Origin of the sequence: Duganella fentianensis, assembly GCF_009857835.1 — a bacterium.
Lineage (GTDB): Bacteria > Pseudomonadota > Gammaproteobacteria > Burkholderiales > Burkholderiaceae_D > Rugamonas > Rugamonas fentianensis.
In genome coordinates, this window is record NZ_WWCL01000002.1 from 173818 (window position 1) to 199491 (window position 25674).

Consider the following 25674-nt stretch of genomic DNA (forward strand, 5'->3'; position numbering starts at 1 on the left):
TAGTGACAGTAGTGGCGAGACTCTTGATAGTGAATCGAGTCTAGCATGCTTTATGGGGATGTGCTTTTAGCGCTGTGGTAAAGCTGCCGCATAAATCACGGCAGACTGCTTCAGGCGGCACGCAGGGCGTCGACGATGGGCATGCGGGCCGCACGCAGGGCGGGCAGGAAGCCGCCTACGCCGCCCATGGCTAGCGAGAACAGCAAGGTTTTCACGATGATGGCGCCGGTCAGGCGGAAGCCGAAGGCCAGTTCTGAAAACGATTGGAAGTTGGTGGTCGAGAAGGAGATGAACTGCATCAGCGAAGCGCAGACCAGCCCCAGCGCGCCGCCCACCACGGCCAGCAGCATGGATTCGCTGAGGAAGGCAGCGAGTATGCTACGGCGCTGGAAGCCCAGTGCGCGTAGGGTGCCGATTTCGCCTACCCGGTTGGCGACCGACGCATACATGGTGATGGTGGCGCCTATCATGGCGCCGATGGAGAAAATCACGGACAGGATCAGACCCAGCACGCTGATGAAGGTGGATAGGGCCTTGGACTGGTCGGCGTAGAAGGTCTGCTCGCGTTTGGCATCGAGCGTCAGGCGCTGGTCGTTTTCGATTTCGTGCTTGAACTGCTCGAACTGGCGGCTATCGGCCAGCCGCAGCACCATGGCGGAATAGGCATTGCGGCGGAAGGCCGGCATGAGCTGATCGGCATCGCCCCAGATTTCCGAATCGAAGCCGCTGTTGCCGGCGTCGTAAAGGCCTACCACCGTCCACTCGCGCTGGCCGAAGCGTATCTTTTCGCCTATGCCGGCGCCGCTGAAGCGGCGCGCAATGCTGGCGCCTGCAATGACTTCCGAAGCGCCGGAACGGAACATGCGGCCGGCCGTCAGTTTCACTTGCGGGCGCAGCGTCAGCGCGTTGGGGGCGATGCCGCGGATGATGACGTTGGACGGCTTGCCCGAGTCGCGCTTGATCAGCGAAATCAGCACCACGGTTTCTCTGGATAGCCATGGCTGCCCCGTCGCGTCGCGCGCAATGGCGGGGTGGCTAGCCGCGATATTGGCCTGCACCCGGTCGATAAAGCTCTGGACTTCCGTTTCGGCCCCGCGCCGCACCAGTACCACGTTATCGTATTCGCCGGTGGTCACCATGGTGTTGCGCAGCCCTTCGTCCAGCATCAGCACGGTGGCAAACACAAACACCACCAGCGCCAGACCGGCAGCCGTGAGCGCCGTGGTCAGACGGCGCGCCCACAGATTGCGTGCCACATAAGACAGTGGAATTTTCATCCTATGCTCCGCAGGCCGTCGACGATGTTGATGCGTACGGCCCGTATGGTGGGCGCAATGGCGGCGACAGCGCCTATCACCAGCGCGGCAGCTATTTGCAGCAGCACCGTCAGCTGCGACACCTGAAACACGGGGAACATGGTGCCCATGACTTTGCCGAGGAAGACGGCGAAGGGGAACAGCAGGGCGATGCCTATGGCCGCCCCCACCAGTGCCAGCAGCATGGATTCGCCGAAGATCATCAGCGAGAGGAAGCCGGGGCCAAAGCCGAGTGCCTTGAGCGTGGCATATTCGCCCAGACGTTCGCGTGCGCTCATGGCCATGGTGTTGGCCATTACGGCTGCAATGATGATGATCACCACGAAGGACACCACACGGATGGCCACGACGATGGCTTCCGACATGGAGACGAAGCTGAGCTGGAAGGCTTTTTCCGTTTCGGTCAGCGTTTCGGCCAGCGAGTTGGCGAATTCCCGGTCCACGGCGGCGGAAATCGCGGCGGCATTTTCCGGCTGGTTGATCTGCACCACATACACGCCGATCTGGTTGGCACGGCGCGGTATGATCTTCTTGATGGTTTCGTTGACGTAGTCCCAGTGGAAGAACAGGGTGGCCGTGTTGGTGCTGCTCTGGCGGCCATCGTAAATGCCGCGTACCACCAGCTCCCAGTTGCCGGGATAGATGGTGCCTTTGAGCGGAATGGTGTCGCCCACCTTGAAGCCATACTGGTCGGCCAGCTTGCGCCCGACTATGCAGCCTTTGCGGTCATGCAGGAAGGCGGCGCGCTGCTCGGCGGGCAGCAGATAGTCGGGGTAGATATTCAGGTAGCTCTCGCCCGAGACGGCGAACTGGGCGAAAAAATTCTTGGGATCTTTGTAGATGCCCTGGAACCAGTTGGCGTAGCCCACGCCCGTCACGCCGGGCACGGCGCGGATGCGCGCCTGGTAGGACAGCGGCAGGGGGAACACCAGCGAGGTCTTGTTGCGGGTGACCAGGGTGGTATTCGAAGCACCTTCGGAACCGGCATACCATGCATCGACCACCGTCTGCAGCAGGCCGAAGGAAAAGATCGCCACTACCAGACCGAGCACCGTCAAACCGGTGCGCAGCTTGTGGCGCATGGCGTTCTTGATGATCAGCCGCAGCGAATACATGGTGTCAGGCTGCCTGTCCGGCGATCAGTTCGCCCTTTTCCAGATGGATCAGCGTACGCGCCTGCGCTGCCGCTGCTGCATCGTGGGTCACCATGATGATGGTCTTGCCCAGTTGCTGGTTGAGCTGCTGCAGCAGGGCCAGAATCTCGCTGGCCGAGGCGCGGTCCAGATCGCCCGTCGGTTCGTCCGCCACGATCAGGGTGGGATCGGTGACGATGGCGCGGGCAATGGCCACGCGCTGCTGCTGGCCGCCGGACAGTTCGTTGGGCGTGTGGTCCATGCGGTCGGCCAGATTGACCATGGCCAGCGTCAGTTCCACCCGCTCGCGCCGTTCGCGCCGTGACAGGGGCGTGAGCAGCAGCGGCAGTTCCACGTTTTCATAGGCCGTCATCACCGGCATCAGATTGTAGAACTGGAATATGAAGCCCACGTTCTGGGCGCGCCAGTGCGCGAGGTCGGATTCGCCCATGCCGGCGATATCGAGTCCGTTGATGCGCAGTACTCCGCTATCGGGTTTGTCGATACCGGCGATCAGATTGAGCAGGGTGCTCTTGCCCGAGCCGGAAGGCCCCATCAGCGCGGCAAATTCGCCGGCCGGAATATTCAGGCTGATATCGCGCAGCACTTCCACCACCTGATCGCCACGGCGGTAGGACTTGACCAGATGTTCTATCAATACCAGTGGTTCGCTCATGGCCGCCTATTTCTTGTTCAGGCTAACGGTGGCGCCGTCATGCAGCTTGGCGTCCGGTGTCAGCACCACCTTGTCGCCCGCCTTCACGCCCCGGATTTCCACCAGTTCGCCCAGCTTGCGACCCTGGGTGACGGCCACCTGTCTGACCTTTTCGCCGTCCAGCACGAACAGTACGGGTTTGCCGTCGCGGGTGGCAATGGCGGCTGCCTGCACGCTGGTCACGGCCTGCCGGTCTTCCGGCGGCACGGCCTTGGAGAGGAAGGCCACTTTGGCGCTCATATCGGGCAGCACGCGCGCGTCGTGCTCGCTAAAGCGCACCTTTACCAGCAGGGTGGCTTTGCTACGGTCTATGGTAGGCACCATGCGCGAGACGGTGCCGGCCAGATGCAGTTCGGGGAAGGCATCGAGCGTGATGTCGGCCGGCTGGTCGACGCGGATCTTGCTCAGATTCGATTCGGACACGTCCGCTTCCACTTCCAGCGTGCTCATGTCGGCGATGGTGACGACGGCGCCCTTGCTGTCGGCAGCGGACGAGAACGGCGTGATGTTGTCGCCCACATTGGCGTTCTTGGTCAGCACCACGCCATCGAAGGGGGCGCGGATCAGGGTCTGGTCTAGCGCCACCTGTGCTACCTGCGCACTGGCCTTGGCCGCTGCGATGGCCGCCTGATAACCGGCGATATTGGCTCTGGCCTTGCTCAGGCGGGCCTGCGCCGCATCGTAGGCCGAGGCTGTGATGAATTTCTGGGCCAGCAGTTCGCCCGTGCGCTTGAAATTGGCCTGCGCATCGGCCAGCTCGGCCTGGCCCTGTTCCAGATTGGCCTGCGCCACCTTGATATTCGCCTGCGCCTGACCCAGCGTGGCCGAGACGTCGCGGTTTTCCAGCCGGGCGATGATCTCGTCTTTCTTGACTGCGCTGCCTTCCAGTACCCCCAGCCATTCCAGCCGGCCGGTGGCTTTCGAGGACAGCGAGGCCTTGCGCTGGGCCACCACATAGCCGGTAGCGTTGAGCAGGGTGTAGCTCTGGGACGGATAGGACTGGGCAACGGTCACGGTTTCCACGTTGGCGCTGCCGTTGATCTGTTTGCTGGCAATGGCGGCCACGGCCAGCAGCACGGCACCAGCAAGGACGGGCCTGACCCAGCGCCGGCGTGCGGGACGCGCACTGGCTGTGGCGGGATTGCGTTCGATCTTGAGTTTGGAAATATCGGGAGCGGTCACGCCTGCCTCTGCATTAGGGTCGAAGGGTACCCCAATTATTGCTGAAAAATTATGCAAACATCAAGCCCGTCGCATTGGAGCGGCGTCCAATGTGGACAAGATTACCGCCGCCATACAGATTTTCATCACCGGCACGGCGGTGTTGCCACTGCTGCGCGACGGTTAGGGCGAGGGACTCGGGGGCTCTGGGCTACAATTTCGTCTTTTGCCTGAAGGCTTGCGGCTCCTATGACCATTCCTGCCCATTTTCTTGCTGCATTAAACTGTGCTGACGTCTCATGGCGCCCGCTACTCGTGCAGGGGCTGGAAGCCATCATGGCGGCCACGCCCGACTATCTGCCGCAACTGGCCCAGGATGATTACCTGCCTACCGGGCAGCGCCTGTTTGCGGCGTTTGCCCTGCCGCTGGACCGGGTACGTTATGTACTGGTGGGGGAGGGACCTTATCCGCGTGCCGCCAGCGCCACCGGCGTCAGCTTCATGGATGGGGCGGTGGGCAGCCTGTGGTCGGACCAGCTGGGTGGCGGCCTGTCCAAGCCCGTCAACAAAGCTACTTCGCTACGCAATTTCATGAAAATGCTGCTGGTGGCAGATGGCCAACTTGATCTGGATGACACCGGTTCCGAGGCGATGGCCAGTATCGCCCTGCGTGCCCAGGAGGGGAAGGGTAGCCATATCCGCACGCTGGCCGAGCTGCAGGATAAATTAACGGAGCAGGGCTTTCTGCTGCTGAATGCAGCGCTGGTGTTCCGCCATCACGTTGCGCCGGTCAAAGATGCCAGAGCCTGGCTGCCATTCTTCGAGACGGTGATGGCCGGGCTGGCCGAACAGGCTAGCGTGGTGCCGACACTGATACTGTGGGGGAAAATTGCGGAAACCCTCAGCAAACTGCCCTTGATGCAGAAATTCCCCCAGATACGTGCCGAACATCCCTACAACCTTAGTTTTATCGGCAATGCCGACATGCACGCATTGTTCGGACCCATGAAGCTGCTACAGGGGCGGGCAGGTCAACCGGCGCCAGGGGCTGGCGGGCAGACTTCTTTAAAGTTTGATATACTTGACTAATTCGATCAACTAATCCGCTTATTCGGGGATGCTGAAGGGTCGATATTTTAACCCAACCGAGGTAGTGATGCGTCTGACCACCAAAGGCCGTTTTGCTGTGACTGCGATGATCGATCTGGCTTTACGCCAGGGCAAAGGTCCCGTCACGCTATCCGGCATCAGCCAGCGTCAGGACATTTCCCTGTCCTATCTTGAGCAATTATTCGGCAAGCTGCGCCGCCACGAGATCGTCGAATCCATCCGTGGCCCGGGCGGCGGCTACAGTCTGGCGCGCCGCGCCGACAAGGTCACCGTGGCCGACATCATCATCGCCGTGGACGAGCCGCTGGACGCCACCCAGTGTGGCGGCAAGGAAAACTGCCACGGCGCCGACATCGCCAGCGGCGCCCGCTGCATGACCCACGAACTGTGGGCCACTTTGAATGAAAAAATGGTTGATTACCTCGATTCCGTGTCCTTGCAGGATCTGGTCGATCAGCAGAAGTTGAAGAACGCTGAACAGAACGTCGTGGTGCTGCACCGCAATCACGCCGCTCACGGTTGAGCGACCCCTAACCCGGAGTTACCAGATGAACGCCCCTGAAAAAAATATCGCGCCTGTACAGTTCCAGACGGCCCCGCATTTCCCTATCTACATGGATTACTCGGCCACTACGCCGATCGATCCACGTGTGGCCGACCAGATGATTCCTTACCTGCGCGAACAGTTCGGTAATCCTGCTTCGCGCAGCCATATGTATGGCTGGACGGCAGAGAAAGCCGTGGAAGAGGCACGCGGCCACGTGGCTGCGCTGGTGAATGCCGATGCACGCGAAATCATCTGGACCTCGGGCGCTACCGAATCGAACAATCTGGCGATCAAGGGCGCTGCGCAGTTCTACAAGACCAAGGGCAAGCACATCATCACCGTGAAAACCGAGCACAAGTCGGTGCTGGACACGGTGCGTGAACTGGAGCGCATCGGCTTCGAAGCCACCTATCTGGAACCGCAGGACAACGGCCTGATCACCATCGAGCAGCTGACCGCTGCCATCCGTCCGGATACCATTCTGGTTTCCGTGATGCTGGTGAATAACGAGATTGGCGTGATCCAGCCGATAGCCGAAATCGGCGCACTGTGCCGCTCGAAAGGCATCATCTTCCACTGTGACGCTGCCCAGGCAACGGGCAAAGTGGCGATCGATCTGCAGAAGACCAAGGTCGATCTGATGACCTTCACCGCGCACAAAACCTACGGCCCTAAAGGTATCGGTGCCTTGTATGTGTGCCGCAAGCCGCGCGTGCGTATCGAAGCGCAGATGCACGGTGGTGGCCATGAGCGCGGCCTGCGTTCGGGCACGCTGCCGACCCACCAGATCGTGGGCATGGGCGAAGCCTTCCGTCTGGCCAAGGTCGAGATGGACGAAGAGATCGTGCGCATCAAGGCGCTGCGCGACCGTCTGGCCAAGGGCCTGCAGGAAATCGAGGAAACCTATATCAATGGCGATATGGATCACCGCGTGCCGCATAACCTGAATGTCAGCTTCAACTATGTGGAAGGCGAATCGCTGATCATGGCAGTGAAAGATCTGGCCGTGTCGTCCGGTTCGGCCTGCACCTCGGCCAGTCTGGAGCCATCCTACGTGCTGCGCGCACTGGGCCGCAGCGATGAACTGGCACACAGCTCGATTCGTTTCACCATCGGCCGCTTCACTACCGAAGCCGACATCGATTTCGCCGTCGAACTGATGAAATCCAAAGTGGGCAAGCTGCGCGAACTGTCGCCGCTGTGGGATATGTTCAAAGAGGGGATCGACATCAATTCGATCCAGTGGGCAGCGCACTAATTTTTAAGATATACAGAACACAGGAGCACTATCATGGCTTACTCGGAAAAAGTACTCGATCACTACGAAAACCCGCGCAACGTGGGCGCCTTCGAAAAAGGCGATGACAGCGTTGGCACCGGCATGGTGGGCGCACCTGCCTGCGGCGACGTGATGAAGCTGCAGATCAAAGTGGGCGCCGACGGCAAGATCGAAGACGCGAAATTCAAGACCTATGGCTGCGGTTCGGCCATCGCTTCCAGCTCGCTGGTAACGGAATGGGTCAAGGGCAAAACGCTGGATCAGGCACTGGCCATCAAGAATACGGAAATCGCCGAAGAACTGGCCCTGCCACCGGTGAAAATCCACTGTTCGATTCTGGCCGAAGACGCCATCAAGGCAGCAGTTCTGGACTACCAGAACAAACACCCGGCTAGCGCCTAAGTTTGCTGAGCTCCGGCTCGTTATACAATCACGCCGCCGCCACCCTCGTGGCGCGGCGCGGGAGAATCAAATGGCTATCACCCTGACCGAAAAAGCAGCGAAACACATCAATCGTTACATCGAACGCCGCGGCAAAGGCATAGGCCTGCGTTTTGGCGTGCGCACGACGGGCTGCTCCGGACTGGCCTACAAGCTCGAATATGTGGACGAAGTGGCCGATGAGGACAATGTGTTCGAATCGCACGGCGTCAAAGTGTTCGTGGACCCGAAAAGCCTGCCTTACATCGACGGCACGGAACTCGATTTCGCCCGCGAAGGTCTGAACGAAGGCTTTAAGTTCAACAACCCGAACCAGAAAGACGCTTGCGGTTGCGGCGAAAGCTTCCGCATCTGACCAGCCATGCAAAACCACTTCGAGCTGTTCAATCTGCCCCTGCAATTTGCCGTTGACGTGCAAGCGCTCGATAGCGCCTACCGCGACGTGCAGAACCGTGTCCATCCCGATAAATACGTCAATGCCACCGACGCCGAGAAGCGCGTCGCCATGCAGTGGGCCACCCGTGCCAACGAAGCCTACCAGACGCTGAAGCATCCCCAGAAGCGCGCGCAGTATATGTGCGAACTGGCTGGCGTGGATCTGCAGACGGAATCGAATACGGCCATGCCTATGGCTTTCCTGATGCAGCAGATGGAGTGGCGCGAAGAGCTGGGCGATGCGCGTGCGGCGAAAGACGTGGAAGCGCTGGAAGGACTGGATCAGCAACTGCGGCGCGAGCGCAAGACGCAGCTGGCGGCCATCGAACAGCAAATAGGCAGCAACGATTATGCGCAGGCAGCACAGGGTGTGCGCGCGCTGATGTTCATCGAAAAGCTGAAGCAAGAGATAGACAGTGCACTGAGCCTGCTGGAAGACGCCTGAACGGGCGCGCGGCAGGGCGGCAGAGATAGCGCCCGCCACAGCAAGGCCAGCCTAGATACTGGCAGTACAGAGAGACTCAGGCCGGGCATGTCCCGGCATCATCATTTAATCAGAGCCGCACGGCATACACTACATGGCCCTTCTGCAAATTTCCGAACCCGGCATGTCCACTGCACCGCACCAGCACCGGCTGGCGGTAGGGATAGATCTGGGCACCACCAATTCGCTGGTTGCGACTGTCCGCAGCAGCATCCCCGAAGTGCTGAGCGACGAGGATGGCCGCCCGCTGCTGCCTTCCGTGGTGCGCTATCTGCCTAACGGCCATGCCAACATCGGTTACAAGGCGCAGGCTGCGCAGACCACCGATCCGAAGAACACCATCGTCTCCGTCAAGCGCTTCATGGGCCGTGGTCTGGCCGATATCGCCTACGCGGAAAACCTGCCTTACGATTTCCTCGATACGCCCGGCATGGTGCAGCTGAAGACCATCGCTGGCGTGAAAAGTCCGGTGGAAGTGTCGGCGCAGATTCTCGCTACGCTGCGCCAGCGCGCCGAAGATACGCTAGGTGATGATCTGGTTGGTGCCGTGATTACCGTGCCGGCCTATTTCGACGACGCCCAGCGTCAGGCCACCAAGGATGCGGCCCAGCTGGCCGGTCTGAACGTGCTGCGCCTGCTCAGCGAGCCGACCGCTGCCGCGATTGCCTACGGTCTCGATAATGGCTCGGAAGGCCTGTACGCCGTGTACGATCTGGGCGGCGGCACCTTCGATATCTCCATCCTCAAGCTGAGCAAGGGCGTGTTCGAAGTGCTGTCTACGGGCGGCGATTCGGCGCTTGGTGGCGACGACTTCGACCACCGTCTGTTCTGCTACATCCATCAGGAAGAAAAGCTGGCACCGCTGTCGGAAGAAGATACGGCCGTGCTGATGGTGAAAGCGCGCGAAGCCAAGGAACTGCTGTCCAGTAAAGATGAAGTGTCGGTGGACGCGGTGCTCAGTTCGGGCGAGGAAGTGCATCTGAAGATCACGGCGGAGACCTTCCACGAGATCACCAAGCACCTGATTACCAAGACCATGAACGCCATCAAGAAAGCGCTGCGCGACGCTAATGTCGATGCGGACGATGTGGATGGCGTGGTGATGGTGGGTGGCGCGACCCGCATGCCGCATGTGCAGCGTGCCGTGAGCGACTTCTTCCACACCATCCCGCATGCGAATATCGATCCGGACAAAGTAGTGGCGCTCGGCGCTGCGATTCAGGCCAATCTGCTGGCCGGTAACCGCGCTGCCGGCGACGACTGGCTGCTGCTGGATGTGACGCCGCTGTCGCTGGGTATCGAAACCATGGGTGGTCTGGTCGAGAAGATCATTCCTCGCAACTCCACCATTCCTTGCGCGCGTGCGCAGGAGTTCACCACCTTCAAGGATGGCCAGACGGCGCTGGCCGTGCATGTGCTGCAGGGCGAGCGTGAACTGGTGACGGACTGCCGTTCGCTGGCGCGCTTCGAGCTGCGCGGCATTCCGCCTATGGCTGCTGGTGCGGCGCGTATCCGCATCACCTATCAGGTCGATGCCGATGGTCTGCTGTCGGTCTCGGCACGCGAACTGCGCTCGGGCGTGGAAGCATCGATCAGCGTCAAGCCGTCCTACGGTCTGGGCGATGACGACGTGGCACGCATGCTGCAGGATTCCTATCAGGCGGCCGACGTGGACATGAAGGCGCGCGCCCTGCGCGAAGAGCAGGTGGAGGCCGAGCGCATCATCCTGGCGACCGAATCGGCGCTGGCAGAAGATGGCGCGCTGCTGTCGGCTGAAGAGCGCGCAGCACTCGATGCGCTGATCGCCAGCGTGCGCGGCGTGGTCGCGCAGTCGCAGGCCGGCGCTGTCGATCACAGTGCCGTGAAAGCGGCAGTGGAATCGCTGGCGCAGGGTACGGAAGAATTTGCATCGCGCCGCATGGATCGCAGCGTGCGCAGCGCACTGGCCGGCAAGAAGCTGGATCAGGTCGTTTAAACATTTACAGAGGTTACAAGTGCCACAAATCGTATTCCTGCCCCACGCCAAACTGTGCCCGGACGGCGCCGTCATCGAAGCTGACGCTGGCAAGACGCTGTGCGACATCATGCTGGAAAATGATATCCACATCGAACACGCTTGCGAGAAGTCCTGTGCCTGCACCACCTGCCACGTGCTGGTGCGTGAAGGCTTCGATTCGCTGAGCGAAGCGAGCGAGAACGAAGAAGACCAGCTGGACAAGGCATGGGGGCTGGAAGCCGTATCGCGCCTGTCCTGTCAGGCCGTGGTAGCCGATGAAGATCTGGTCATCGAAATTCCGAAGTACACCATCAACCACGCTAGCGAAGGCGGTCACTGAAATGAAGTGGACGGACATCAGCGCGATTGCGGAAGCGCTCTACGATAAGTTTCCGGAGATCGATCCGCTGACAATACGCTTTACCGATCTGCATAACTGGATCGTCGAACTGGAAGAGTTCGACGATGACCACACGCGCGGTGGCGAGAAGGTACTCGAAGCAATCCAACAGGCGTGGATCGATGAAGCCAAATAATAAGAATAGTAGCAAGGCAGCCGGTGCTGCCAAGATCGGCGCGACCGTCACGGGCGTCGACAATATGCCGGAAATCCGTGAAGGCCAGACGGTCGCGCTGCTGCAGGAACTACACATCCTGACGCGCGACGGCAAGATGAATCAGGACAGCCGCCGCAAGCTCAAACAGGTGTATCACCTGTACCAGTTCATCGAGCCGCTGCTCAAGGATCTGCTGGAAACCAAGGGCAGCATTTCGCTGGTCGATCACGGTGCAGGCAAGTCCTATCTGGGCTTCATCATCTACGATCTGTTCTTCAAGGCGCTTAATGTTGGCTCGGATGGCTCGCACATCTACGGCATCGAAACGCGCGAAGAACTGGTCAAACGCTCGCAGGAACTGGCGCAGCAATTCAACTTCCCCGGCATGTCCTTCCTGCCGCTGTCGGTGGCCGAGTCCACCGAATCGAAGCTGCTGCCCGAGCAAATTGACATCGTCACCGCGCTGCACGCCTGTAACACGGCGACCGATGACGCCATCGACTTTGCGCTGAAGAAGAAGGCGCGCTACATGGTGCTGGTGCCTTGCTGTCAGGCCGAAGTGGCGTCCGTGCTGAAGAAGAACAAGGGCAAGTCGCTGGCTAAATCGGCGCTGACGGAAATCTGGCGTCACCCTATCCACACGCGCGAATTCGGCAGCCAGATCACCAATGTGCTGCGCTGTCTGCAACTGGAAGCGCATGGCTATCAGGTCAACGTGACGGAACTGGTGGGCTGGGAGCATTCGATGAAGAATGAGCTGATCATCGCCACCTATAAAGACCTGCCGCGCCAGCGGCCTTCGCAGCGACTGCAGGAAGTGCTGGAGACGCTGGGGCTGGAAGAAATGGGCCAGCGCTTCTATACGCAGCAAGTGGCCGCGCAGTCAACGTAAAAGGGTAGGGTAGAAGATGAGCGGGCTGAATGAACAATGGCTGGATTTACGCAGCGACACCGTCACCCGCCCCAGCGCGGCGATGCGCGCTGCCATGCACGCGGCCGACGTTGGCGACGACGTGTATGGCGATGACCCTAGCGTCAACCAGTTACAGGACTATACGGCTGACCTGTTCGGCTACGAAGCGGCACTGTTCGCACCATCGGGCACGCAGAGTAATCTGCTAGCCCTGCTGGCGCATTGCGGCCGTGGCGACGAATATCTGGTGGGGCAGGACGCCCACACCTACCGCTACGAAGGCGGCGGTGCGGCGGTGCTGGGTAGCATACAGCCGCAGCCCATCAGCAATCAGCCCGACGGCAGCCTAGCGCTGACCGATATCGCGGCGCAGATCAAGCCGGACGACATCCACTTTGCGCGCACCCGCTTGCTGGCGCTGGAAAACACCATAGGCGGCAAGGTACTGGGGCTTGAATATCTGCAGCAGGCAACGGCACTCGCGCATGAGCGTGGCCTCGCCACCCACCTCGATGGCGCGCGCATCTGCAATGCTGCCGTCAAGCTGGGTGTGAGCCCGCGCGCGGCGGTAGCCGGTTTCGATTCCGTATCTGTATGCCTGTCCAAAGGGCTGGGCGCGCCGGTCGGTTCGGTGCTGTGCGGGAGCAAGCCACTGATCGCCGAGGCCAAGCGCTGGCGCAAGATGCTGGGCGGTGGCATGCGGCAGGCGGGCATACTGGCCGCCGGCGGCTTGTACGCCTTGCAGCACCAGTACGCGCGACTGGCCGAGGATCACGAGAATGCTGCCTACTTCGCCAGCGAACTGGCCAAGGTCAAGGGCATTACCGTGTCCACGCCGCAGACCAATATTTTCTACGTCGATATTCCGGCCGACGCCTGCCGTGGCCTCAACGACGTACTGCAACTGACCCGTATCCGCGTTTCGATGGCGCCCCGTTTGCGCATCGTCACCCACATGGATACTTCGCGCGACGATATCGAACGCGCCATTACTGTTTTTGGAGATTTCTTCGGATGACCGAATCCACCACTGATCAAAGCGTCCGCCTCGCCAAGCGCGTGGCCGAGATGCGTCCCTGCTCGCGCCGCGAAGCCGAACTGTATATCGAGGGCGGCTACGTCAGCGTGGATGGTGTGGTGGTAGAGGAGGCGGGCGCACGCATCACGCCCGAGCAGGAGATTACGATTGCAGCCGATGCGACGCTGCTGGAAGCCGTGCCCGTCACGCTGCTGCTGCATAAGGCGGTCGGCGTGAATGGCGGCATAGGCAAGGACGGCTTGCCGGCGCTGCACCAGATCAAGCCTGACACGCTGACGCGCACGGCGCCGTCGCAGCGCTTCCTCAAACGCCATCTGGCCAATCTGGCCCTGACGCTGCCGCTGGAAACGCAGGCCAGCGGTCTGCTGGTGCTGACGCAGGACTTCCGCGTCAACCGCAAGCTGACGGAAGAAGCGGCACGCATGGAGCAGGAGATTATCGTGGAAGTCGGCGGCGAGATCGCCGAGAACGGGCTGGCGCTACTCAATCACGGCTTGCCATTCAACGGCAAGCCGCTGCCGCCCATCAAAGTGAGCTGGCAGAACGAGCGCCGTCTGCGCTTTGCCGTGAAGGGCCCGAAGCCGGGCCAGATCGAACATATGTGCAAGATGGTGGGCCTGAGCGTGGTGGCTATGAAGCGCATCCGGATTGGCCGGATTGCCATGTCCAGCCTGCCGCAAGGCGAGTGGCGCTATCTGCAGCCACACGAACGCTTCTAGGCGCAGCCGCGAGAGCGCGGCCACAGATCAAGGGCTCAAGCAGGCCAGTGTCGCTCAGGCGGCGCTGGCCTGTTTCTTTTTCTTTTGCAGCGGCGGCAGTTGCACCAGACGGGTACCCGTCAGCTTATCGTGCAGGAACTGGCGGTCGGCGTCGAGGAAGGCTGTCATGGCCCATGCCAGCACGCCGACGCCGATGGCGCCCAGCGCCTGCCATTTTTCCAGATGCAGCACGGCGCTGACGATCAGCGCAGGCAGTACCCACATCCAGCTTAGCAGATAGCGTACGGCAGCCGTCTGCAGCGAAAGATGGGCGTGGCCGGGGCGGATTACTTTGAGCCGCCAGGTGCGCATAGCCAGCGTCTGGCCTTCACGGCTCCACTGGTGGATGAAGTAGGCACCCAGCACGAGGAACAGCAGGGCCTGACGCGTATGCTCGAGCGCAGGCGTATGACGGGCCTGCACGATGAATTCGAAAATCAGGAAGGGCAGAAACAGCACGGCGAAAGCCAGCAGGGTTTCGTACACCATGGAGATCAGGCGGCGGCCCACGCCGGGGTTGGTCATTACAGTTTCGGTAACAGGCGGAGTGGTGGCGGGTTTATTTGACATTGCTGCTCGTAGGCTGTGCTGCGGCCGGCGCAGGTGCCGGCGTTATGTTGGAGGCATTCGGAACCGTGGCGCTGTCGCCAGTCGCAGGGCTTGCGGTGCCAGCGGCGTTGACGGCAGCGCTGCCGCCGCCCGAACTGCTGGCGCTATTCGCGCCGCTGGAACCAGTGGCGCTGCCGGCCGGTGCTACATTGCTGGCGGGAGGCAGCAGCGGAGCAGGAAGCGGCGCTGGCGGTACTAGTGCCGGGGCACTGGCCGAACCGTTTTCCGTGACCACCAGCGGCTTGATCGGCGCTACCGTCTTGATCTTGCTCTGGGCTGCAGTCGGCAGATTGGCCACCTGTGGTTTCACTGTCGCCTTGGCCGCCAGCTGTTTCTTTTCATCGTCCGACAGCTGCTGGTAGGATTCCCATTGCGTGTTCTTCTGCGATGGGTCGATCTTCTTGGCGCGGGCAAAGTTCTGGCGTACCTGACGGCGTTCTTCCGGCGTCATACGCACCCACTCGCGCATGCGTTCCTGCACGCGGGCCTGTTCGTCCGGCTTCATCGAGGCGTAGCGCTTGATGATGCCCAGCCATTTCTGCCGGCGCAGCGGCTCCATCTGGTCCCATTCGCCAGCCAGTGGCGCCAGCGTCTGTTGCTGCTCAGCCGTCAGATCCTTCCAGCGGGTCTTGTCGGCGGTGCTGCCTTTGCCGGCTACACCGAGGGCGCTACCGGCCTTGGCCAGCGGCTGGGCGATGCCGGGCGGCGCGTCGGGCTGGCTGCCGAACCATAGCAGGCCGGCGGCGGAACCAAGGATCAGCACCAGTGCTACAGAACTCCACTTTGCCTGACGACTTAAGGCCATACTTATTGCTCGCTTTGATTCAGGTAAGCGTTAAAACCGTGATCCAGATAGGCGGACAGCGGCAGTTCATCGGACAGCACGGCGGCGTCCAGTTCGGCGATTTCGGCGATATGTTCCTGCTGCTCGTACTGGTAGATGCCGATCAGGCCAGCCACCAGCACCAGCAGGGGCAGGGCCACGCCCATGCGGTTGAACCACGAGAACGACCAGTTACCACCCTGAACACCGGCCAGTTCGCTGCGCACGACGGGGGCCGTACGGCGCGCCGCGCCATCCGGTTTCTTGCGTGCCAGCGCCATCTGGCGTGCCTTGGCCAGCCGGTCAGTGGTGGCAGGTGGCAGATCGTCCAGTTGTTCGTTCAGTGCATGGCGCACTTTGTAAGCGAAATTCAGCTCTTCGGTGTTCATAGTGTTATCCCCTTGGCTTTCAGCGTTTCGGCGAGCGCATGCGTTGCTCGGGAGCAATGTGTCTTCACACTGCCTTCCGAACAACCCATAGCGAGGGCCGTTTCGGCCACGTCCATATCCTGCCAATAACGCATGAGGAAGGCTTCGCGTTGACGCGCAGGCAGTTTTTGCACTTCTGCATCGATGATTGCCAGCACCTGACCGCGTTCTAACTGGTCTGCGCTGGACTCGGCCGCAGCGCTGCCCTGTTCGGCCGCATAGGACTCAAGTAGATCAAAATCTTCGTGGTCGTCGCCGCTGGGACCCATGCCGGAAAACAGGCTGACCCAGGTATTGCGCACTTTTTCCCTGCGGAAATAATCGAGGATGGTGGTCTGGAGTATGCGCTGGAACAGCATGGGCAGTTCGGCTGCCGGTTTGTCGCCGTACTTTTCGGCAAGCTTGATCATCGCGTCCTGCACGATATCAAGCGCCGATTCATCCTTGCGGACGGCATACACGGCTTGTTTATAGGCCCGGCGTTCGACGCTTTCGAGGAAGTCGGATAATTCTTTGTCTGTGGCCATGCGTAGTGGGATAAGCTCGCCGGAAAGCCGGCGCTGGGCCGCTTAGGCGGCTCTGGAACTGAGCGCATGCTAGCAAAAAATAGTCCTTTCTGCAGACTTTTCGCCGCAGCCTCGCAAGAAAATGCTGCGATGCCGCGTATTTTTCCAATTATCCCTTGCTCAAACGCGCACGGCGGTGTACCGTATGGGACGCTTTGAACACCCCGAAGCTAAAGGTCAGATCGCCGCTGGCACACAACGCCGCAATCGATCCGACGCGCTTTCATATGTAGGCAGTTTGTTCTAACCCGCGCCACAAGCGCGAGAGGTATGTACAACCACTACAGACAGATCTCGCCAACGAGTTTGCGTTGAGCACCGCTTTGCACGTCACTACGGTTGACGGAAGAGGCTGGTGTATTCGCATCAAAGACAGGGGTGCAGGTCCAAGCTGTAGCGGTATCCATACTTCGCCAGGAAAGAACATCCGATCAATCTCCAATGGACCTTGAAAGGAATGTTTCATGAATACCGAAGCAACGCAGGGAGCAAATCTGCTCACTGGCGCGGAAATACTTGTCCGCTGCTTGGCTGACGAAGGCGTAGAACACGTCTTTGGCTATCCAGGTGGTGCGGTACTGTACATTTACGACGCCATCTTCAAACAAGACAAATTCCAACACGTACTGGTGCGACACGAGCAGGCTGCGATACACGCTGCCGACGCCTATTCGCGCAGTTCCGATAAAGTTGGTGTAGCGCTGGTAACGTCCGGTCCGGGCGTGACGAATGCCGTTACAGGTCTTTCTACCGCTTACATGGATTCCATCCCTATGGTGGTGATTTCGGGCCAGGTGCCTAGTCACGCTATCGGTCAGGATGCCTTCCAGGAATGCGACACGGTCGGTATTACCCGCCCCGTGGTCAAGCACAATTTCCTCGTCAAAGACGTCAAGGATTTGGCGGAAACCGTCAAGAAAGCCTTCTACATCGCCCGTACCGGCCGTCCAGGCCCCGTGCTGGTGGATATTCCGAAGGATATCTCGATGCATAAAACGACGTATTCCTACCCGAAAGAGGTAGAAATGCGTTCGTACAAACCGGTCGACAAAGGTCACGCCGGTCAGATCCGCAAAGCTGTGCAACTGCTGCTGCAGGCCGAACGCCCGATGATCTACACGGGTGGTGGCGTGATCCTGGCGCATGCGTCGCCGGAACTGAACAAGCTGGTCGATAAACTCGGCTTCCCCGTCACCAACACCCTGATGGGTCTGGGCGCCTACCGCGCCAGCGACGACAAATTCGTCGGTATGCCGGGTATGCACGGGACCTATGAAGCGAATATGGCGATGCAGCATTGCGACGTCCTGATCGCCATCGGCGCCCGTTTCGACGACCGCGTGATCGGTAATCCGAAACACTTTGCTACCAACCCGCGCAAGATCATTCACGTCGATATCGACCCGTCGTCGATCTCGAAACGCGTGAAAGTGGACATTCCTATCGTCGGTAACGTCAAAGACGTGCTGATCGAGTTCCTGTCCCAGCTCGACGCTGCCGATGCCAAGCCGAATGCGCCTGCGCTGAAGAACTGGTGGAAGCAGATCAACGAATGGCGTGGCCGCGAGTGCCTGAAATTCGCTCCGTCCGATCTGGTGATCAAGCCGCAATCGGTGGTGCAGAAACTGTGGGAAGTGACCAAGGGCGATGCCTTCATCACTTCCGACGTGGGCCAGCACCAGATGTGGGCTGCGCAGTACTACCCGTTCGATAAGCCTAAGCGCTGGGTCAACTCCGGTGGTCTGGGCACCATGGGCGTGGGTCTGCCATACGCCATGGGCGTGCAGATGGCCAATCCGGATGCCACCGTAGCCTGTATCACGGGCGAAGGTTCGATCCAGATGTGTATCCAGGAACTGGCGACCTGCAAACAGTATCACCTGACGCCGAAGATCATCATGCTGAACAACCGCTTCCTCGGCATGGTACGTCAGTGGCAACAGATCGATTACGGTTCGCGTTACTCGGAATCGTATATGGATTCGCTGCCTAACTTCGAGAAGCTGGCCGAGGCCTATGGCCACGTCGGTATGCGTATCGAAAAACCCGGTGATGTGGACGGCGCACTGCGTGACGCCTTCGCCATGAAAGACAAGCTGGTCTTCATGAACTTCATCACGGATCAATCGGAAAACGTCTGGCCGATGGTGAAAGCGGGCAAAGGGCTCTCTGAAATGCTGTTGGGTTCGGAGGACTTATAACATGCGACACATTATCTCTGTCTTGCTGGAAAACGAAGCCGGCGCGCTGTCGCGCGTGGTGGGCCTGTTCTCGGCCCGCGGCTACAACATCGAAACACTGACGGTTGCGCCAACCGAAGATGCCACCCTGTCGCGGATGACGATCGTCACCACCGGCTCGGACGACATCATCGAACAGATCACCAAGCACCTGAACCGCCTGATCGAGGTGGTGAAGGTGGTGGATCTGACGGAAGGCCAGCACATCGAACGTGAACTGATGCTGATCAAGGTGCGCGCCGTAGGTAAGGAGCGTGAAGAAATGAAGCGTACGGCGGACATCTTCCGCGGCCGCATCATCGACGTCACGGAAAAGACCTACACGATAGAACTGACGGGGGCCAAGTCCAAGCTGGACGCCTTCATCGACTCGATCGACCGTACTGCCATCCTCGAAACGGTACGTACCGGCGGTTCCGGTATCGGCCGCGGCGAACGCATCCTCAAAGTGTAAACAAATTTATCCAAAGGAATGACCATGAAAGTTTTCTACGACAAAGACGCTGACCTCTCCCTGATCAAAGGCAAAAACGTTGCCATCATCGGCTACGGCTCGCAAGGCCACGCCCACGCACAGAACCTGAGCGACTCGGGCGTCAACGTGACCGTTGGTCTGCGCAAAGGCGGTTCCTCGTGGAGCAAAGTAGAGAAAGCCGGTCTGAAAGTGGCGGAAGTGAACGACGCAGTGAAAGCCGCTGACGTCATCATGATCCTGCTGCCAGATGAAAACATCGCTCAGGTGTACAACGAAAACGTTGCACCACACGCCAAGCAAGGCGCGGTACTGGCCTTCGCCCACGGCTTCAACGTGCACTACGGCCAGGTTGTGCCACGTGCCGATCTGGACGTGATCATGGTTGCTCCAAAAGCACCAGGCCACACCGTGCGCGCTACCTACACCCAGGGTGGCGGTGTGCCACACCTGATCGCCGTGTATCAGGACAAGTCCGGCATCGCCCGTGACATCGCTCTGTCCTACGCTTCGGCCAACGGCGGCGGCCGTGCCGGTATTATCGAAACCAACTTCCGTGAAGAAACCGAAACCGACCTGTTCGGCGAACAGGCTGTTCTGTGCGGTGGTGCGGTTGAACTGATCAAAGCCGGTTTCGAAACGCTGGTAGAAGCTGGCTACGCTCCAGAGATGGCTTACTTCGAGTGCCTGCACGAACTGAAACTGATCGTGGACCTGATCTACGAAGGCGGTATCGCCAACATGAACTACTCGATCTCGAACAACGCCGAATACGGCGAGTACGTGACGGGTCCACGTGTTGTGACCGCAGCGACCAAAGATGCAATGCGTCAGTGCCTGAAAGACATCCAGACCGGTGAATACGCCAAGTCCTTCATCCTGGAAAACAAGGCAGGCGCACCGACCCTGATCTCGCGTCGTCGTCTGACCGCCGAGCACCAGATCGAAGAAGTGGGTGCAAAACTGCGTGCCATGATGCCTTGGATCGCCAAAAACAAAATGGTAGACCAGTCGAAGAACTAAGCTAGCTTTGCGCTAACTTAAAACGGGGCAGGCCGCAGGGTCTGCCCCGTTTTTATTTGCGATCCAGTTTTAGACTATTTGACACCTTGCTCTGTCAGGGCTTGATAGGCGTTGAGTCTGGGCAATTCCAGTGCGGATGGACGAACGGTTTTCTGACCCGTTGCCGCTTGGCTGGCTAGCGGTAGTGGCTTGCCAGCATCGACGTAAAACGACAGCCCTGTTTCCAGTGCATCGACGGCTTTGCTTAGTGCGTCTTCTTCATTGATGCCAAAGGTGATGGCTTCAGGTACGTCGGCGAAAGTCACCAGTACGCTGCCATCATCCGGCGTTAGTGTGACGGGATAGTCAAACATTTCTTTTCCTTACTTCAATCCAAGCTGGCGCTTGATGGCTGCTTCCAGTCCTTTGCCCAGTTCAGCGTTGCCGTGCATGGGCAGGGTAGATTGCCTGCCATTGAGAAAGACTTTCAGATGCGAGCCTTTGCCGAGTTGAAAAGTTGCTCCCTGTCGCTCCAGCCACTTCTTCATCTGCTTGGCATTCATGCAGAAAAGCTTAGCAGATATGTGGCATCCCGGAAGCCAGATGCACCAGCATTGTTGATGCTTGTCTGGTAGTCGGAAATTAGCGGCGCTGGCGCTTGAGCAGTAGGCCGGTCAGGCCCAGCACGATCAGGGCGCTGGCGATCAGCTCGGCCTGCGTGGCGTGCAGGCTGCCCAGGTTGATGACGGGATTGACGCGGATCTGTTCGATCAGCAGGCGCTCGGCGCCGGCCAGCAGCAGATACAGCGAGAACAGCCAGCCGATGCGGAATGGATGGCGCCGCACGGCCCACAGCAGGGCGAAGCACAGCAACGCCATCGCGGTTTCGTACATGGGCGTCGGGTAGACACCCGGCGCGGCGATCAGTTCGCCGTAGATGTTGTTGTCATAGGTCTGGGCCCACAGCCAGCTGGGCAGCCAGGCCGGTTTGAGTGCCATGTTGGCGGCGATGCCCCAGTCGCCATCACCGGAAATCTGGCAACCGATACGGCCGATGCCGTAGCCCAGCATCAGCGCGGGGGCGGCGGCATCGAGCAGCGGTGTGACAGGCAAACGCCAGCGGCGCGCGCAAAGCATGCCGGCAAAGGTGCCGAAGATTAGCCCGCCGAAGATGCTCAGGCCGGAACGGGTGAGCAGCATGCCCAGCGGATCGGCAAAGAACTGGTCGAGATGGTCGAGGATGTGGAACAGGCGTGCGCCCAGTACGCCGGCGATCAGTACGATGATGATAAAGTCGCTGACCACTTCCTGCGGCGGACGGGATAATCCATGCACATAGGCGGGGCCGATGCGGCCTGCCTCGTAGAAGCGTTTGAGTTCGGCGCGAAAGCTGGCCCCTGCGGCCAGTGCGCCCAGTGCCACAAACAGGCCGAAAGTGGCCAGCGGCAGGGGGAGGGCATAGCCAGTGGCTGCCTGTATGACGTCGCTCAGATAGGGGTACGACATGGGCACTTTCGCAGTCGAAGTGGGGCGAATGTACCATAGGCAGACGCGAGTGCAACTTTTGTGGCAGATTTCTTGCACGCGAATTGTTACAAACGCTCACCATGTGTTACGGGTTGGCGTGTGGAAATCGGGTAAAGTTGGCCTCGTTGTTAAACTTGCTATGGAGTCTGTTATGACCGCTGCTAAGACCGCACTTAAATCACTCGTTACCGCAACTGCCGCAACGCTGGCATTTTCTGCATACGCCGCCGGCGCAGATGCCGTACAGACCACGGGCACGCTGGTCGTCGTTCCGGCTTCGGGCGAAGTGCAGCATGCCAATGATCAGGTAGTCGCTACGCTGGCCATCGAAGAGCAGGACAAGGACAAAGCCGTGGCTGCCTCGCGGGTGAATACCAAGATGCGTCAGGGGCTGGAAATACTGAAGAAGGAAGACCCGGTCGCCATGCTGAAGACGCAGGGCTATTACACCTATCCCGTGTATGCGGAAGAGCGCCCGCTGCCGAACGGTCAGCCGGCGCGCCAGCGCGCCATTACGGGCTGGCGTGTGGGCCAGTATGTGCAGATGACCACCACCAGTCTGGACAAGCTGCCGAAGACTGTAGCCGCCGCCCAGAAAGTGCTGGCACTGAATAATCTGCAGTTCGGCCTGACGCCGGAAACCACCCGCAAGCTCGATGAAGCGCGAATTGCGGCCGCCTACCGCAACCTGAATGACCGCGTGTCCTACATGGCCAGGGCGATGGGGCGCAATGCCAGCGAAGCCGTGCTGGAGGCCGTGGACTTCGAAGGCACTGGCAACTTCCTGCAGGAGCGCCAGTATGCAGCGGCACCGGCTGTGATGATGCGTACTGCCAAAATGGCCGATGACGTCAGCGTCGCCGAGCCTAGTTTCGAGCCGGGCGAAACCACCGTGCAGGTGGGCCTGGTGGCCAAAGTGCGCTTCAAATAAGCCGCAGCCAGCGCCGGCCGGAGGCGAGCGGCGCAGAATTAGTCAGGTAGGCCGATTTAGTCGGCCGATCACGTCAGAATCAAGGGGGATGGTGCGACTATCCCCCTTTTTTATGGTCGGCTCCACTATAATGGTGGCGCATTAACTTCAGCTTTCAGGAAACGGAACACTATGGCTAAATTCCCCCGCCGCCGCGCCAAGGCTGGCGTCAATCTGGCAAAGACGCCGCAGATGTCGCGCTTTGCCCGCTTTGCCCGTCGTGCCCGCGGGGAGGATCTGGACCGGCCACGCCATCGCGGCATCTATCTGCTGCCGAATGCCTTCACCACGGCAGCGCTGTTCTGCGGCTTCTACGCCATCGTGATGGCCATGAACCTGAAATTCGAACACGCGGCATGGGCGATTTTCATCGCCATGATACTGGACGGTCTCGATGGCCGTGTGGCCCGCCTGACCAATACCCAGAGCGAGTTCGGCGCCCAGTACGACAGCCTGTCCGATATGGTGTCCTTCGGCGCCGCACCGGCACTGGTGATCTACGAATGGTCGCTGCGCGGTCTGGGCAAACTGGGCTGGATCGCCGCGTTTGTCTACTGCGCCGGCGCTGCGCTGCGTCTGGCCCGTTTCAATACCAATATTCAGGTGGTGGACAAGCGCTTCTTCCAGGGCCTGCCTTCGCCTTCCGCTGCTGCGCTGGTAGCCGGTTTCGTGCTGCTGATGGTGGATCAGGAAGTATCCGGCATCGAGCTGCGCTGGGTGTCGTGGAGTATTGCCATGTTCGCCGGTCTGACCATGGTGACCAATGTGCCTTTCTACAGCTTCAAGGACATCAATTTCCGCAAGTCGGTGCCGTTCATTGCGGTGTTCCTGATTGCGCTGGTGTTCGCACTGGTGTCGATCGATCCGCCCAAGGTGCTGTTCCCTATCTTTATCGCTTACGGCCTGTCCGGTTATGTCGTCTCTGCGTGGCGTCTGGCCAAAGGAAAGAAAGTCAGCCTGATCCAGACCGAGCAGGAAACCAGCGACCCCAGCGAACGCCGCTAAGCCCAGACTACAAAGACCTGAGGGCGGCAGGCCCTGAGAATTCAAGCAACGAAGCACAAGCCACGGAGCTATTATGAGCAACTCATCCAACCGCCTGATTATCTTTGACACCACCCTGCGCGATGGCGAGCAATCGCCGGGCGCTTCCATGACCAAGGACGAAAAAGTCCGCATCGCCAAACAGCTGGAACGGCTGCGCGTGGATGTGATCGAAGCCGGTTTCGCTGCCGCCTCGCAGGGCGACTTCGAATCCATCCGCGCGATTGCTACTGCCGTACGCGAATCGACCATCTGCTCGCTGTCGCGCGCCAATGACCGCGATATCGCCCGTGCTGCCGAAGCACTGGCACCGGCCGAGCGCAAGCGTATCCACACCTTCATCGCCACTTCCAAGCTGCACATGGAGATGAAGCTGCGCATGCTGCCGGAACAGGTGCTGCTGCAGGCCCGTAACGCCGTGCGTTTCGCGCGCCAGCATACCGACGACATCGAATTCAGCCCGGAAGACGGCAGCCGCTCGGATGAAGACTTCCTGTGCCGCGTGCTGGAAGGCGTGATCGACGAGGGGGCTACCACGATTAACTTCCCTGACACGGTAGGTTATGCCGTGCCGGAGATTTTCGGTGAAACCATCCGCCGCCTGCGCGAACGGATTCCGAATTCGGACAAGGCCATCTGGTCGGTGCACTGCCACAACGATCTGGGTCTGGCCGTGGCCAATTCGCTGGCCGGTGTGATGATAGGCGGCGCCCGTCAGATCGAGTGCACCATCAACGGTCTGGGCGAACGTGCCGGTAACACGGCGCTGGAAGAAGTGGTGATGGCACTGCGCACGCGCCGCGCCTACTACAACCTCGACGTCGGCATCGATACCACCCAGATCGTGGCCGCCTCGAAGATGGTCTCGCAGATTACCGGCTTCGCCGTGCAGCCTAACAAGGCCGTGGTGGGCGCCAACGCCTTCGCGCATGCCTCGGGCATCCATCAGGACGGTATGCTGAAATCGCGCGAGACCTACGAGATCATGCGCGCCGAAGACGTGGGCTGGACTGCCACCAAGATCGTGCTGGGCAAACTGTCGGGCCGTAACGCCTTCAAGCAGCGCCTGACGGAACTGGGCATCGAGCTGGAATCGGAAGCGGAAATCAATGCCGCCTTCGTGCGCTTCAAGGAGCTGGCCGACCGTAAGGCCGACATCTTCGACGAAGATATTCTGGCGCTGGTATCGGACGAGCAGCAATCGCAGGATAGCGAGTACTACCGCTTCATCAGTCTGGCGCAGCAGTCCGATACGGGCACCACGCCTAACGCGAAAGTGGTGTTCACTATCGATGGCGAAGAACACACTTCGGAAGGCCGCGGCGATGGTCCGGTCGATGCGACGGTGAATGCGATCGAGTCGGAAGTGGGCAGTGGCGCCGAACTGGTGCTGTTCTCCGTGAATGCGATCAGCACCGGCACCCAGTCGCAGGGCGAGGTGACCATGCGTCTGTCCAGGGATGGCCGTATCGTCAATGGCGTGGGTGCCCATCCGGATATCATTGTGGCCTCGGCCAAGGCCTATCTGTCGGCGCTGAACAAGCTGCACTCGAAGGTCGAACGGGTCAACCCGCAAGTGTGATGCGCAGGGCGGGGCGAGCGGTTGCCTAGCGCAGCTGGCGCCCCTGCCGGTCGGGGTCGGGGCCGTTGACCATGGCCTGCACTACGCCGTTGCGGTCGAACTCGACGTGCATCATCGAATCCCACGCACGCTGTTCCTTGTAGCGATACAGCCAGACGTCGCCCTCCACACTGGCGTAGTGCACCACATCGTTGGGCCGACCGAAGCGGGCCAGGATGTTCTGCTTGGTGTCGCGTTTAAGTGCGACGCTGGCAAACTTCTCGCTGGTCAGCACCTGCTCGAACGAGATCAGACGGCCGTCTGGCCCCAGCGTTGCCATATAAGTGCTCTGGCCTAGCGGCCCCTGCGCATATTCCAGCAGGGTGTTGCCATCCTGCGTGTAGCGCCCCGTGGGCTGACCCAGACTGGCCAGCACGGCCGCTTCGCTGGAACCGGCGGGCGGCGCCTGCAGACCGGCGCAGGCACACAAGGCTAGTGTGAATATTGTTGCAACTACAACGTTTTTCATGGAAAACCCCACGTGCCAT

30 protein-coding genes are annotated in these 25674 nt (G+C 60.1%); 18 read left to right on the forward strand and 12 right to left on the reverse strand.

Annotated elements, in window-relative coordinates; translation table 11 throughout:
• Positions 1 to 110: 110 nt before the first annotated feature.
• The 4 genes from GTP23_RS08615 to GTP23_RS08630 are packed head-to-tail and all read right to left on the reverse strand — an operon-like array spanning position 111 to position 4346.
• The gene (locus GTP23_RS08615; RefSeq protein WP_161034818.1) at positions 111 to 1277 is read right to left on the reverse strand and encodes an ABC transporter permease; all 1167 of its coding nucleotides are present in this window, start codon (positions 1275 to 1277) and stop codon (positions 111 to 113) included.
• Positions 1274 to 2431, reverse strand: coding sequence for an ABC transporter permease (locus GTP23_RS08620; protein ID WP_161034819.1), 1158 nt, complete (start codon positions 2429 to 2431; stop codon positions 1274 to 1276). Before GTP23_RS08620 ends, GTP23_RS08615 begins: the two co-directional genes overlap by 4 nt.
• Before the next feature lie 4 nt (positions 2432 to 2435).
• Complete coding sequence (locus GTP23_RS08625) at positions 2436 to 3125, reverse strand: ABC transporter ATP-binding protein (protein WP_161034820.1); 690 nt, start codon at positions 3123 to 3125, stop codon at positions 2436 to 2438.
• Positions 3126 to 3131: 6 nt separating this feature from the next.
• Positions 3132 to 4346: an efflux RND transporter periplasmic adaptor subunit gene (locus tag GTP23_RS08630; protein ID WP_161034821.1), complete on the reverse strand. Its 1215-nt coding sequence runs from the start codon at positions 4344 to 4346 to the stop codon at positions 3132 to 3134.
• Between the two features lie 228 nt (positions 4347 to 4574).
• Between GTP23_RS08630 and GTP23_RS08635 the strand changes: the two genes are divergently transcribed.
• The 12 genes from GTP23_RS08635 (at position 4575) to GTP23_RS08690 (ending at position 13845) form a co-directional block, all read left to right on the forward strand.
• On the forward strand, positions 4575 to 5414 hold the full coding sequence (locus GTP23_RS08635) for a uracil-DNA glycosylase family protein (RefSeq protein WP_161034822.1): 840 nt from the start codon (positions 4575 to 4577) through the stop codon (positions 5412 to 5414).
• 67 nt (positions 5415 to 5481) lie between these two features.
• Positions 5482 to 5958, forward strand: a complete 477-nt coding sequence (gene iscR / locus GTP23_RS08640) for a Fe-S cluster assembly transcriptional regulator IscR (RefSeq protein ID WP_155434938.1) — start codon at positions 5482 to 5484, stop codon at positions 5956 to 5958.
• A gap of 25 nt (positions 5959 to 5983) precedes the next feature.
• Entirely contained in the window at positions 5984 to 7240 is a 1257-nt protein-coding gene (locus GTP23_RS08645) for an IscS subfamily cysteine desulfurase (RefSeq protein ID WP_161034823.1), read from the forward strand.
• Positions 7241 to 7273: 33 nt separating this feature from the next.
• Entirely contained in the window at positions 7274 to 7663 is a 390-nt protein-coding gene (gene iscU, locus GTP23_RS08650) for a Fe-S cluster assembly scaffold IscU (RefSeq protein ID WP_155434940.1), read from the forward strand.
• 70 nt (positions 7664 to 7733) lie between these two features.
• Positions 7734 to 8057: an iron-sulfur cluster assembly protein IscA gene (iscA, locus tag GTP23_RS08655; RefSeq protein WP_155434941.1), complete on the forward strand. Its 324-nt coding sequence runs from the start codon at positions 7734 to 7736 to the stop codon at positions 8055 to 8057.
• Positions 8058 to 8063: 6 nt separating this feature from the next.
• Positions 8064 to 8582, forward strand: coding sequence for a Fe-S protein assembly co-chaperone HscB (gene hscB / locus GTP23_RS08660; RefSeq protein ID WP_161034824.1), 519 nt, complete (start codon positions 8064 to 8066; stop codon positions 8580 to 8582).
• A gap of 133 nt (positions 8583 to 8715) precedes the next feature.
• Positions 8716 to 10596, forward strand: coding sequence for a Fe-S protein assembly chaperone HscA (gene hscA / locus GTP23_RS08665; protein ID WP_161034825.1), 1881 nt, complete (start codon positions 8716 to 8718; stop codon positions 10594 to 10596).
• Between the two features lie 19 nt (positions 10597 to 10615).
• Positions 10616 to 10957, forward strand: a complete 342-nt coding sequence (fdx, locus tag GTP23_RS08670; RefSeq protein ID WP_161034826.1) for an ISC system 2Fe-2S type ferredoxin — start codon at positions 10616 to 10618, stop codon at positions 10955 to 10957.
• Position 10958: 1 nt separating this feature from the next.
• The gene (gene iscX / locus GTP23_RS08675; RefSeq protein WP_161034827.1) at positions 10959 to 11153 is read left to right on the forward strand and encodes a Fe-S cluster assembly protein IscX; all 195 of its coding nucleotides are present in this window, start codon (positions 10959 to 10961) and stop codon (positions 11151 to 11153) included.
• A complete protein-coding gene (locus GTP23_RS08680; protein ID WP_161034828.1) occupies positions 11140 to 12066 on the forward strand; it encodes a class I SAM-dependent methyltransferase in 927 nt (308 codons plus the stop codon). The genes iscX and GTP23_RS08680 overlap by 14 nt, the downstream gene beginning before the upstream one ends.
• A gap of 16 nt (positions 12067 to 12082) precedes the next feature.
• Entirely contained in the window at positions 12083 to 13105 is a 1023-nt protein-coding gene (gene ltaE, locus GTP23_RS08685; RefSeq protein ID WP_161034829.1) for a low-specificity L-threonine aldolase, read from the forward strand.
• Entirely contained in the window at positions 13102 to 13845 is a 744-nt protein-coding gene (locus tag GTP23_RS08690) for an rRNA pseudouridine synthase (RefSeq protein WP_161034830.1), read from the forward strand. The genes ltaE and GTP23_RS08690 overlap by 4 nt, the downstream gene beginning before the upstream one ends.
• A 54-nt stretch (positions 13846 to 13899) precedes the next feature.
• Here GTP23_RS08690 and GTP23_RS08695 read toward each other — a convergent pair whose 3' ends face one another.
• The 4 genes from GTP23_RS08695 to GTP23_RS08710 are packed head-to-tail and all read right to left on the reverse strand — an operon-like array spanning position 13900 to position 16271.
• On the reverse strand, positions 13900 to 14454 hold the full coding sequence (locus GTP23_RS08695) for an RDD family protein (RefSeq protein WP_229256014.1): 555 nt from the start codon (positions 14452 to 14454) through the stop codon (positions 13900 to 13902).
• Positions 14444 to 15298, reverse strand: a complete 855-nt coding sequence (locus GTP23_RS08700) for a DUF3106 domain-containing protein (RefSeq protein ID WP_161034831.1) — start codon at positions 15296 to 15298, stop codon at positions 14444 to 14446. Before GTP23_RS08700 ends, GTP23_RS08695 begins: the two co-directional genes overlap by 11 nt.
• A 2-nt stretch (positions 15299 to 15300) precedes the next feature.
• A complete protein-coding gene (locus GTP23_RS08705; protein ID WP_155434950.1) occupies positions 15301 to 15705 on the reverse strand; it encodes a DUF3619 family protein in 405 nt (134 codons plus the stop codon).
• On the reverse strand, positions 15702 to 16271 hold the full coding sequence (locus tag GTP23_RS08710; protein WP_161034832.1) for an RNA polymerase sigma factor: 570 nt from the start codon (positions 16269 to 16271) through the stop codon (positions 15702 to 15704). Before GTP23_RS08710 ends, GTP23_RS08705 begins: the two co-directional genes overlap by 4 nt.
• Before the next feature lie 503 nt (positions 16272 to 16774).
• Between GTP23_RS08710 and GTP23_RS08715 the strand changes: the two genes are divergently transcribed.
• From GTP23_RS08715 to ilvC, 3 genes are read left to right on the forward strand one after another with little or no spacing between them, the layout of a single operon-like run.
• Positions 16775 to 18511, forward strand: coding sequence for an acetolactate synthase 3 catalytic subunit (locus GTP23_RS08715; protein ID WP_161034833.1), 1737 nt, complete (start codon positions 16775 to 16777; stop codon positions 18509 to 18511).
• Position 18512: 1 nt separating this feature from the next.
• A complete protein-coding gene (ilvN, locus tag GTP23_RS08720; RefSeq protein WP_155434953.1) occupies positions 18513 to 19004 on the forward strand; it encodes an acetolactate synthase small subunit in 492 nt (163 codons plus the stop codon).
• 24 nt (positions 19005 to 19028) lie between these two features.
• The gene (ilvC, locus tag GTP23_RS08725) at positions 19029 to 20045 is read left to right on the forward strand and encodes a ketol-acid reductoisomerase (protein ID WP_155434954.1); all 1017 of its coding nucleotides are present in this window, start codon (positions 19029 to 19031) and stop codon (positions 20043 to 20045) included.
• A 74-nt stretch (positions 20046 to 20119) separates the two neighbouring features.
• On the opposite strand, the gene GTP23_RS22590 is transcribed toward ilvC, so the two are convergent.
• The 3 genes from GTP23_RS22590 to GTP23_RS08740 form a co-directional block, all read right to left on the reverse strand.
• Positions 20120 to 20398, reverse strand: coding sequence for a type II toxin-antitoxin system HicB family antitoxin (locus GTP23_RS22590; RefSeq protein ID WP_202412104.1), 279 nt, complete (start codon positions 20396 to 20398; stop codon positions 20120 to 20122).
• Positions 20399 to 20407: 9 nt separating this feature from the next.
• A complete protein-coding gene (locus GTP23_RS08735) occupies positions 20408 to 20587 on the reverse strand; it encodes a type II toxin-antitoxin system HicA family toxin (protein WP_161034834.1) in 180 nt (59 codons plus the stop codon).
• A gap of 79 nt (positions 20588 to 20666) precedes the next feature.
• Positions 20667 to 21530, reverse strand: coding sequence for a prolipoprotein diacylglyceryl transferase (locus tag GTP23_RS08740; protein ID WP_161034835.1), 864 nt, complete (start codon positions 21528 to 21530; stop codon positions 20667 to 20669).
• Positions 21531 to 21702: 172 nt separating this feature from the next.
• On the opposite strand from GTP23_RS08740, the gene GTP23_RS08745 reads away from it, so the two are divergent.
• The 3 genes from GTP23_RS08745 to GTP23_RS08755 all read left to right on the forward strand — a co-directional run bounded on the left by GTP23_RS08745 (position 21703) and on the right by GTP23_RS08755 (position 25147).
• The gene (locus GTP23_RS08745) at positions 21703 to 22482 is read left to right on the forward strand and encodes an SIMPL domain-containing protein (RefSeq protein WP_161034836.1); all 780 of its coding nucleotides are present in this window, start codon (positions 21703 to 21705) and stop codon (positions 22480 to 22482) included.
• Between the two features lie 171 nt (positions 22483 to 22653).
• Positions 22654 to 23526, forward strand: a complete 873-nt coding sequence (gene pssA / locus GTP23_RS08750) for a CDP-diacylglycerol--serine O-phosphatidyltransferase (RefSeq protein WP_155434958.1) — start codon at positions 22654 to 22656, stop codon at positions 23524 to 23526.
• 73 nt (positions 23527 to 23599) lie between these two features.
• The gene (locus tag GTP23_RS08755; protein WP_161034837.1) at positions 23600 to 25147 is read left to right on the forward strand and encodes a 2-isopropylmalate synthase; all 1548 of its coding nucleotides are present in this window, start codon (positions 23600 to 23602) and stop codon (positions 25145 to 25147) included.
• A gap of 25 nt (positions 25148 to 25172) precedes the next feature.
• Here GTP23_RS08755 and GTP23_RS08760 read toward each other — a convergent pair whose 3' ends face one another.
• Positions 25173 to 25655 carry a hypothetical protein gene (locus tag GTP23_RS08760; protein WP_161034838.1) on the reverse strand — a complete coding sequence of 161 codons (483 nt, stop codon included), beginning with the start codon at positions 25653 to 25655 and terminating at the stop codon, positions 25173 to 25175.
• Between the last annotated feature and the right edge of the window lie 19 nt (positions 25656 to 25674).